The 9852-nt window shown below is 38.9% G+C and carries 13 protein-coding genes; 9 read left to right on the plus strand and 4 right to left on the minus strand.

Features of this window, described 5'->3' with window-relative positions:
* Both GNF10_RS32010 and GNF10_RS32015 read left to right on the plus strand, forming a co-directional pair.
* Positions 1-1386 (plus strand): RNA-guided endonuclease TnpB family protein (locus GNF10_RS32010; protein ID WP_185607354.1); only part of this gene is annotated, 1386 nt, incomplete at its 5' end.
* A complete protein-coding gene (locus tag GNF10_RS32015) occupies positions 1346-1546 on the plus strand; it encodes a hypothetical protein (RefSeq protein ID WP_185587514.1) in 201 nt (66 codons plus the stop codon). The genes GNF10_RS32010 and GNF10_RS32015, both read left to right, overlap by 41 nt.
* Positions 1547-1773: 227 nt before the next feature.
* Here the strand turns inward: GNF10_RS32015 and GNF10_RS32020 are convergent, their stop codons facing one another.
* Genes GNF10_RS32020 through GNF10_RS32030 form a run of 3 tightly spaced genes read right to left on the minus strand, consistent with a single transcriptional unit; the run spans position 1774 to position 4825 of the window.
* Entirely contained in the window at positions 1774-2577 is an 804-nt protein-coding gene (locus tag GNF10_RS32020) for a hypothetical protein (RefSeq protein WP_185587504.1), read from the minus strand.
* Positions 2552-3925, minus strand: a complete 1374-nt coding sequence (dnaB, locus tag GNF10_RS32025) for a replicative DNA helicase (RefSeq protein ID WP_185587506.1) — start codon at positions 3923-3925, stop codon at positions 2552-2554. The genes GNF10_RS32020 and dnaB overlap by 26 nt, the downstream gene beginning before the upstream one ends.
* A 15-nt stretch (positions 3926-3940) precedes the next feature.
* A complete protein-coding gene (locus tag GNF10_RS32030) occupies positions 3941-4825 on the minus strand; it encodes a MarR family transcriptional regulator (RefSeq protein ID WP_185587508.1) in 885 nt (294 codons plus the stop codon).
* 187 nt (positions 4826-5012) lie between these two features.
* Here GNF10_RS32030 and GNF10_RS32035 point away from each other — a divergent pair, with 187 nt between their 5' ends.
* The 7 genes from GNF10_RS32035 to GNF10_RS32060 all read left to right on the plus strand — a co-directional run bounded on the left by GNF10_RS32035 (position 5013) and on the right by GNF10_RS32060 (position 9023).
* Entirely contained in the window at positions 5013-5366 is a 354-nt protein-coding gene (locus GNF10_RS32035) for a helix-turn-helix domain-containing protein (RefSeq protein ID WP_185587510.1), read from the plus strand.
* 39 nt (positions 5367-5405) lie between these two features.
* Positions 5406-5672 carry a hypothetical protein gene (locus GNF10_RS32040; protein ID WP_185587512.1) on the plus strand — a complete coding sequence of 89 codons (267 nt, stop codon included), beginning with the start codon at positions 5406-5408 and terminating at the stop codon, positions 5670-5672.
* A gap of 85 nt (positions 5673-5757) precedes the next feature.
* Positions 5758-5889 carry a hypothetical protein gene (locus tag GNF10_RS39035; protein ID WP_260446147.1) on the plus strand — a complete coding sequence of 44 codons (132 nt, stop codon included), beginning with the start codon at positions 5758-5760 and terminating at the stop codon, positions 5887-5889.
* A gap of 53 nt (positions 5890-5942) precedes the next feature.
* A complete protein-coding gene (locus GNF10_RS32045) occupies positions 5943-6110 on the plus strand; it encodes a hypothetical protein (protein ID WP_185607355.1) in 168 nt (55 codons plus the stop codon).
* A gap of 540 nt (positions 6111-6650) precedes the next feature.
* Positions 6651-7532, plus strand: coding sequence for a chromosome partitioning protein ParA (locus GNF10_RS32050; RefSeq protein ID WP_260446102.1), 882 nt, complete (start codon positions 6651-6653; stop codon positions 7530-7532).
* A 6-nt stretch (positions 7533-7538) separates the two neighbouring features.
* Positions 7539-8345, plus strand: a complete 807-nt coding sequence (locus GNF10_RS32055; RefSeq protein ID WP_185579998.1) for a hypothetical protein — start codon at positions 7539-7541, stop codon at positions 8343-8345.
* Positions 8346-8402: 57 nt separating this feature from the next.
* Entirely contained in the window at positions 8403-9023 is a 621-nt protein-coding gene (locus GNF10_RS32060; RefSeq protein WP_185580000.1) for a DUF6753 family protein, read from the plus strand.
* A gap of 4 nt (positions 9024-9027) precedes the next feature.
* Here the strand turns inward: GNF10_RS32060 and GNF10_RS32065 are convergent.
* Positions 9028-9852, minus strand: an 825-nt coding sequence (locus tag GNF10_RS32065; protein ID WP_311774248.1) for a response regulator transcription factor, incomplete at its 5' end; no start/stop codon positions are given.

Consider the following 9852-nt stretch of genomic DNA (forward strand, 5'->3'; position numbering starts at 1 on the left):
TACCAGTATCGCGCTTATCTAAATATGAATCAAAAATTAGAGATTAATTATTGGTTGCGAGTTTGTCGATACTGGTACAACAAACAACTAAGAGATAGGTTTGATTGGTGGGAAAACAATCGTAATTACATTAATACTTGTCCATTAATATGTTCATTGCCAGAGTTAAGAGACAATCCTGATTTTTATTCTCAGAAAAAACAACTTCCAATTCTCAAAGAGGATTTAATAAAAGTTGTGCATTCTGGGGAATTATTAGATTTTACTCGTGTGCCTTCCCAAACACTGCAAGATGTCTCCAAGCGTGTAGATTTGGCTTTTTATCGTTTTATCAAAGGCGATAGCAATGGTAATCGTAGTGGTAAACCACGCTTTAAAAGTGCTGCTCGTTACCAAACAATGAAAGTTGAGAGGCAAGCTATAACTATTGAGCGTGTTGAAAAACGTTGGTTATTTTTGTCATTTTCAAAACTGAAAGGTTGGATAAAAGTGCGTTTACACCGTCCACTACCTGATGGATTTGTATTTAAGAATGCACTTTTAACTAAAAAAGCCGATGGTTGGTATATTGCTATTTGCCTAGAAGATCCAAGTGTTCCTGCTTTTACTCTTGATGAAATTGTGCCAACTTGGGACAACACATTAGGAATAGATGCAGTACTTCAGGAAGATGATTATCTGGCAACTTCAGAAAGTACTAAATTACCTGCACTAAAATCTTTCAGGAAATCTGAAAAGCGGTTGGCGAAAGTATCACGTCGTAAGTTTGCAAAAATAAAAGGGAGTAAAGCAAGGCGCAAACTAGCTAAAAGAGAGGCACGAGAACATCAACGTATTGCCAGAGCAAGAAAAGACCATGCTTTTAAAACTGCTCACGCTCTGGTGAGAACAGGTAACAAGGTTTTTGTACACGAAAATTTAAATCTCAAAGCTTTATCAAAGCGCAACAAAGCCAAACAAGATGAAGATGGTAAATATCTTCCAAATGGGCAATCAGCAAAGAGTGGATTGAATAAATCGTGGCTAGATGCTGCTTTTGGTAACTTTTTCACAATCCTAGAATACATAGTTTCAAAAACTGGGGCTAGGACTATAGCAGTTAAACCTGCCTATACATCTCAATTGCTCTCGTACCGTGATGAATTTGTATTTATTGATTGCGGAATCAGAGAGTATTGGGATGAGAAGGAATCGCTACTTGTTGATAGGGATATCAATGCCGCACTCAACATAAAGCGCGTGGGACTGGGACTGTTTCCCACGATAAAATGCCGTAGAGGGAATCCTGTAGTAACTGAATCTACTACTAATAGTACCTCGAAGGAAGTTCTGGTAGTTATCAGGAATGCCAGAAGCCTACACTCACCCTTGTGGGAGTTTAGGTAGTTCACGTGCGCGGAAGCTGCGACAGTTCTGCAAAGAACGCCAGATTCAAGGCTATTCTACCGTCTACAACCGTAAAAAACTCGATGGACTCGTTGATTTTCTGCTCGCACAACAAGTAACTTCTGCTCAAGTGGTCGAGTTTGTGGAAATGCTTGCTTAGAGTTTGATGAAAAGCCTCGGTTGGTACTGGGATTTAAAAAGTTGTCGTCAACAATAGACTTGTCAGAAAAATAACAAACCAATCTGTGTAAAGCTTGGTCTCAAAGCTTTGAAATTATGCAACTATTTTTGGTGTCAATTAAAAACCACGCCTTTAATAATCATTATTGTAAACCTGTAATAGACTTACCCGATATTTACAATTTACGCGATTTTTAGGAAGTTTTTCTATAATTTTACTCGCAATATTGACAAAATATCTCTAACTGGCGCTTTATCTGCTTCTAGCTTCTCTATTCTCCCTAATAGTCGTTTTGGAATATACTTGCACTTTTTAACCAGGCGATCGCCATCTTTCCAAAACTCATAGTGATACCAAGCTTGGGGATAATCTTTGCCGTGAAGGGTAATAGTTTTCCACTGAATGGAGCCACTACCTAATCCTTTGTGTCGTCTAATTTTACTAGGGCTATCTTTACTGGGGGATATCTTTGACTGTTCGACATTGTTACTAGGGCTATTTTTACTGGGGGGTATTTCTTTGTGTCGTCTAGTTTTACCAGGGCTGTTTTCGATATCCCCTAGTAATGTGTTTTTACTAGGGCTAGGCACAACACCCAGTAATGTCAAAATTTCTCTAATTGGGCGCTTCTTGAACTCTGCTTCTTGAATAACCCCCAGTAAATGCTTGGGAATGTACTTGGTCTTTTTTCTACCTTTTTCTTGCCAATGATAATAAGCCTGGGGGTAGTCCTTTCCACCCCTAGTAATGGTGCGCCAATAAATAGTGCCGTTACCCTCACCCCAATTTCTGCGCTTTTTACTAGGGTTGTCAATACTTGGAGTTATCTCTATTTGTTCAGAGTTTTTACTAGGGTTATCTTTACTGGGGGGTATGTCTATTTGTTCAAAGTTTTTACTAGGGCTATTATCAATACCCCCCAGTAAAAGTTCCGATACAGGAGGCGGATGGTTTTGACAGGAGTTTGAGGACTCCCATATTCCATCACCGCAAATTCTGGATAATTCCATAGGACTTGTCAAAAAATACCGTTGCTGTGCCTGTTTCACCGTGCCGTGCTTTAGCTATGATTAGCTCTAATATTCCTTGCTCTGTAGTGTCTGGGTTGTAGTACTCATCTCGGTAAGCGAGAATAATATTGTCTGCCACCATTTCTAAAATTCCCGATTGGCTAAGGTCGCTCATCATTGGGCGCTTATTCTGTCTGCCCTCAACTCCCCTAGAGATTTGGGACAGTGCTAGCACGGGTACATCTAGTTCCCCTGCCATTTTGTAAAGTCCCCTGGCTACATCTCCTAGTTCATAGCTGCGGTTGCCTCCAGAGTCCTCTGCCATCATTTGCAGGTAATCAACTACAACTAGCCCCAGTTTTCCCTCTTTAGCCCTAATTTGGCGGCATTCTGATGCAATTTGTGAAACGGTGATACCCCTTGAATCATTCATATAAAGCGGCAGTTCTGAGGCAATATCAACGATTTTGGCAATAAGCGTGAATTCCCAATCTGCTAAAGGTTGAAATTTGGCTCGATGTCTGCGGATGCGATCGCTCTTCAGTGGCGTTAATCCTAAATGTTTGTAGGCATTGGTGACGCTAATTAAACTCCACAGCCTGTACTCTAATTGTTTCTTTGTCATCTCCAACGAGAAGATAGCCACAGGTAAATCGTGGAGCAATATCATCTTGAGAGCTAGTTGCAACGAAATCTGGGACTTTCCCATTGACGGTCTACCCGCAACTATGGTAAGCGTACCGCCTTCAAATCCGACCATTAAATTATCGAGTTCATCAAGTCCTGTAGAGTAGATAGGGCTTCCTGAATCTAATTCCTTGTAAGCAGCAATACTAATTGTGCTGTTGTGTTCGGTGTTTGAACCAAAGCTTTGGTTAGAAAGCTGGAATACTTTCTGTTGCGATTGATCAAGGATTTTGGGTAACTCAGTTTCAGTTTCATAACCCAAATGGACAATATCATTGCCAGCCTTGATTAACTGCCGCCGCAGGTATTTTTCCATTACTAACCCTGCCAAAGCGTCGATGTTCACAGCTGATACCGTGCGGTCTACTAGAGTGGCTAATTTATTTCTCCCGCCAATACGGACTAGTATTTCATGGTCAGTCAGCCAACTGGTGACAGAGAGCAAGTCTGTAGGTTTACCCTGGCTGTGAAGGCGCAGCGCTGCTTGATAGATATCTTTGTGAGCGCTGATGTAAAAAGCTTCTGGAATCAAAGAATCGCTCACTCTACTTATTGCTTCTGGGTCAAGCATGATACCGCCTAAAATCGCCTCTTCCGCCTCAATGTTTTGGGGTGGCAGGCGATCGCTACCATCACCTTGGAAACTTAGTTGTTCTGTCATAAGCGACTTGAAACTTTAGATTGAATTGGGCAAAGCTTCCATTGATTCATTTGTGTTGCCGTACATGGACATAGCTTGCTGTCGTTGTTGCTCAAGTTCCTCTTGAAACTTTTTCATTTGACTGCTACGGCTACTTTGAGATTTTTTGGACTCGGCTTGTTGGTACGTCACAAATTTTTTGTAATAAACTTCCCAACGGTTCTGTCCAGCTTTAGTGGTGTGAGCTAACCAAGCCTCAATGTCGTTCACTGGCTGGCTGAGGTTCTTTGTCTTTTCCTCACAAAAATTTAAAAAATTCGCTCGCTCGGTTTCTGAGAGAGAGTCTATAAATTCTAAATAAGTCTTATTAATCTTAGGTGTGCTGGAATCTTTATCTGGCAATACTTCTGGCTCGTGCTTGTTGCGTGGCGATCGCGCAAGTTGCGTAGCGATCGCGCAAGTTGCGTAGCGATCGCGCAAGTTGCGGTCAGGCAACAAAGTTGTCTCATCGCAACTTGTTGTCTCATCGCAACTTGTTGTCTCATCACAACTTGTTGCCTCATCGCAACTTGTTGCCTCATTACAACTTGTTGCCTCATCACAACTTGTTGCCTCATCGCAACAGTGCAAGCCTTTGGTGAGAACGTGAACCTTAACCTTAAGAAGCTCCATATCGACAAATCCCTTTTCATCCAACGCTTTGAGGGCACGGCCTACAGTGCTGCGGTGAACTGGCTTTTCTGCGGTAGATAAATCCTTGGCAATCCTTGAGGGTGATACTTCCATTCCGGTGCTGTATGGGTCGAGAGTGCGAAGGTAGTAGAGTACATCCCTCTGTGCTGGGGTTAGTTCCCGGCAGGCTCTTAGCCATTCTTCATGTTGGAGCGGGTAGAACTTCCCCTGAATCTTTGTGTCTGTCATAATATGGATAAAATGAGTTTTGCCCTTACCCGCATATGCAAGTAGAGCTAGTTTGTTGTAAAAGTCGCTAAAATTTCACAAAACTGTCACCCCAGCACCATTAAGCCAGTGTGATTTTTGCTAAATTGTATTTTCTAGACAGATTTGATAGTATTCAATAACTTGAAAAAAAGCAAGTAGTGGCAATATGGATAAACATCAAGAAATATTAATTACAGCAATTAAGGAAAGTTGCTTAACAGCAAGAGAAATTTCTGTTAGGGCTGGTGTCCACGAGAGTACTATTAGTAAGTTTCTTGATGGCAAAAACGACCTAAAAGCTGGTAATTACTTCAAAATCCTTCATGCCCTGCCAGAAAATTGTAGAATTCCAGCACTAGCGAGAATAGGAGTAGTTGAGTTAACGCCTATTCAACTAATTGAATCTGCCACACCTAAAGAAAAAGCTGAAATACTACAAGCGATTGCCGCTTGGGTATTACAACCAGGGGCCATATCTGGAAAAAATACGGATACTACAGACCTGCAAGTAGCAGTATGATAGCCTGAGAAATTTTTCATATACACTTAGGCGCTTATTGTGGTAAATAAGGGTGAGGATGATTTTTTAGAAAAATTAATGGAAAACTGCGATCACTTGGATGCCGAGGGAAAAGCTAAGTTAATCAAGCATCTGCTGGGTGAACCTGGGTTACAAGTGGTAATAGGGAGTAATCAAGTTCATGCTACGAATGTATATCAAGTTAATTTAAATAGTCCCGATCAGATATCAACGATATTGGATGCGATCGCCAAAAAAATTTCTTCCCAGAATTCCTCAGAAGATAAGACAGAGGGAGCGGATTAATTTTGAGAGGAGAAGTGGGGCTAACAAGCTTATGCTTTTAGTTCGTTTTTTGGCATGGTAGCGATGAGATACTCTTAAAGGGAAAATGCGACACCGAACAGCCCGCACAACGGACGCGCCCAGTTACCAGCGTACCCATCGTACCTTTCACAAGAGCGATCGCACTGTAACAACTGCGGATCAGTGGCACTATCCCACAAGTGTAGTTATTGATTAGTTTTGAGGGATAATTAAAAGCTATAGCAAAGCTCAATCTACCAGAAAATAACTATGCTAGATATCAAATGGGCAATGGAGCAATTCGGCATAGAAGACAAAAACATTGCAATTAGAATTTTAGAAAAGTTTGATAAGTTTAACTATGGTTGTTTCAGTTGCGGCTCATCTAGCGATTTACTTTATACAGAAATAGGTGAGGTTATCTGTAAAGACTTTTAGCTGAGTAAATTCCCTACATTTTTGTATATATTTTCATATTTTATGATATTTTAGGCAAACTAAATAAAATTTATTACTAATTTATATATCAACAAATGTTGCTTAAATATTGAAGTTTTGTTGATTGGCTTTTTGAGGTAAAGGTTACATACTAAAACCAATCTATGTCAAACAGAGTAGTTAGTTTTCATTGAATAATGAGTATTGATTGGCTTTATCATCTAGCTAATTTTTAGGGCAACGATATGAGCATTTTAGAATTGATGCAGGCATTTACATTTTTGTATAAGCATACTTTTGATTATTTATTCTGGAAGTATTCATAGAAGGATATAGCTATTTTATGTGGTTTGCTGAGAACCTGTATAATCAACTAGTTTTATCGTTAAAGGTTGCTTATACTAAATGCTTTTTAACTATTACAAATGAATTCTTTTCTTCAAAATAAGGTTTAAAAGTTTCGATTTACATCAACAAAGTGTATTTGCTTTGTAGAGGAATGTTATGTCTCCGAATAGAAACAATAAGGGTAAAAAAGTCATGTCTGATGAGAATACAACCAATATTAATAATAGTAAACCTCAAAAACGGCTAATAATTGTCACAGGTGATAAAGGTGGTGTGGGAAAAAGTACCTTTGCACGAGCGCTATTTCAACTGTACATTAATAAAAATTTACCCTGTGTTACTTATGAAGCTGACTTAAGAAATCCCCAGTTAGAAAGATATTTCAAAAAAGACTACCGACCGATAATCCGTTACATTGATATTTTCCATAGAGGTGGTGCTGACGATTTATTAATTAATTTAGATGAGAGTGATTGTCCTATTACACTATTAGACTTACCAGCACAATCTGGAGGTTTCTTTGAGAGTTATGTCAAAGAGCTTTCATTTTTTGAAGTGCTTAAAACCGATATTAATTGTCAAGTGACGATGGTTTCAGTGATTAGTAGGGTTCTTGATTCCATAAATGTTCTAGAAAAATTGCGCGAACTTTGTAAAGATCAAGTAGATTATGTTGTTGTCAAGAACTTATTTCATGGTGAAGAAGAAAAATTTGAGCGATATAATGACGCTTTTTTGCGTCAAAATATGCTTGCAGAAGGTCTGGTAGAACTTGTGATGCCAGATTTATTCTACAAATCCTACGACTTTATTGACCGCCATGCTCTGACATTTAATGAAGGTCAGACTCATAAAGGAACAAATATTGTGATTAAGTCGAGAATTAAATCTTGGCTTGCTGAGTTTGAAGCGCAAATTAAGCCAGCATTTAATTTATTTGGCTTTGATATACAACCAGATAATTGTTACTATCCAGCAGTTGTTGAAAAGTCTAAAGAGCTTAGAGAAAATGAAGAAAAAGAAAAAGCTAAAAATCAAGATTCAAATTTACAATCTGAAAATATAGCTGCTTAGTTTATTATGTTTATAAAGCGTTTTGTAATTACATCAGGTGATGCTCGTGTAGGTAAGTCTACAGCTTCTAGGCTCTTACTAGAGTTGTACTTGAAAAATCAACTCAATGTGCGTGTTTTCTACCACGGGCATCGCAATAAGCTATCGATGTATCAAACACAACGCTTTGAGATAAAGCATTTGGGATTCTCTAGAGGTGATTCTGATAGGTTATTACTTGACTTAGAAATATTTCCGAAAGTTGAAGTGATTTTGACTGATATGCCAGGTCAAAACCTCCGAGAATTCAAATTTTTTGAGAGAGATGTTTCACTGATAGAAAATCTTAATTGTCTAGGATATCGTGTTACTTTCTTGCACCCGATATCACAGCGTAAAGACTGTGTTGAAGATTATCTTCAAGATTTATATCAGCATTTTAGTAGTCAGGTTGATTATGTTGTTATTCAAAATCATTACTTTGGCAAGCGATTTCGATACTATGAGGGGAGTCGATTCCAAGCTGATATTAAAAAGTTAAACGGCTTGGAACTAGTTTTAGGTGGATTGCATAATGACTTTTACCAGTTGCTTGAGGATACTGGTTTACCTTATACTCAACTGATTGAAACTAACTCTCCTCTTAATACTATTCAGCGTTCGATAGTATTCAACTGGATGGAAAATTTTCATAATTCTATTGTTTCTAATAGAATAGCTTCTAATTATCTAGGGTTGAGTACGAACTATGCAGAATTAGCTTCTGTAAGTGCAAATAAACAAAGTCCTTCCAATCTTGATGTAACTGAAGATGTTGAATCTGAGAAATGGTAATTATTTGCTTTACCAAATTAACAGTGAGACTTTAAATTGACTGTTTAAAAACAACCTATGACTAATATTGCAAAAGTTGTTGAAAAAGTTGTTGCAGAATATTCTGAAGAAAAAAAAGCAGAGGTTACTGATTGGATACTTAAATTGGGTATTCGCCCTGATGACCCCTTGTTTAACCTATACGCCGAACTAGGTACAACTCAGTTTGCGTTGCAGCAGTTACCAGGTAGGCTTGACTCCCTTGTGGTGGGTTGGACTGACATGGTAGACGATAAGCTTAATAGTGCTTCTAAAGTGGCAATACAACAGCAAAAGAGTGCGATCGCAGAAGCTGCGAAGGATTTAGTTAAGATGACTAAGCAAGCTGGTGGGGTTTTGCCTCACTTGGATGTAAGTAATTGGCGATTGGCACAAGTGGCGGGGGTATTGGGTTTTGTACTGGCCTTAGGGACTGCAATTGGTGTTTTTACATACAAGACCATCGCTGGAAGTGTAACTTTTCAGCAGGCAGCTTCTGGATCTGCCATCTTACAACCCGAAGATAAAAAGCTTCTGGATTGGGCTAAATCCAATGAAGGTAAGGTAGCGCGTAGTATTTATGTTAAAAACGCCGCCATCATTAAAACTTGCCGCCAGCAGAAAAAGTATTCAGGTGGCTGCATAATTGCAGTTGATTAATTTTCTAGGCAACCCAGCCTTTGTATCCCTTATTACTCGTTTTAGTTGTATCTTTTTGACTTTTTTGGTTAGTTTTGACTCTTGTGTGGGTTTCTTGAGTAACTTCTTCTTCGATTTTCATGTCTGTAAAGCTGAGGATTCCCAGGCGGATTGCTTCGCGGATAGCGTTTAACCTATCTTTGACTCCTAGCTTGATAAATGAATTATGTAGATATGACCTTACTGTACCTTCGGAAACATACATTACATTGGCAATTTCATTATTTTTCATGCCTCCGGCAGCTAATTGAAGAACTGTGATCTCTTTATTAGAGAAATCACTTAACAAATCTACTACATTTCTATCGGGTATGTCATTTGACCTGAGACTATCAATCAGAATACGATTAATAGTTGGGTCAATCCATGATTCATTATTGTACGCAGCCATTACTGCTTCAACGAATCTTTCTCCTACTTCTTCTCTAACGCTATTTTTAGCGTAGTAGCAGTCTGCGCCATTACTAATTGCTGCGTTAATGGTATCTCTGCTGCTATTTGCAGTCATAACCACAATTCTAATTGATGCGTATTTGGATTTAATTGTGCTTATTACATCAATGCCATCGATATCCGGTAAATCAATATTTATGATTACGATATCTGGCTTTTCTTTGTCAACGATTTCTATTCCTTGTTTTCCGTATTTTGCAACGCCACAGACTTGGATTGCACCAGTTTCAGATAATATTGTTGCCGCGCCAATCCTAGATATGTTCTCATTTTCAATGATGACAACATTAATAGGTTTCATATTATATGCTTTTTGGTTTGGTATTGGTATTGTCCC

The sequence above is a fragment of the Nostoc sp. UCD121 genome, assembly GCF_014222285.1.
Lineage (GTDB): Bacteria > Cyanobacteriota > Cyanobacteriia > Cyanobacteriales > Nostocaceae > Nostoc.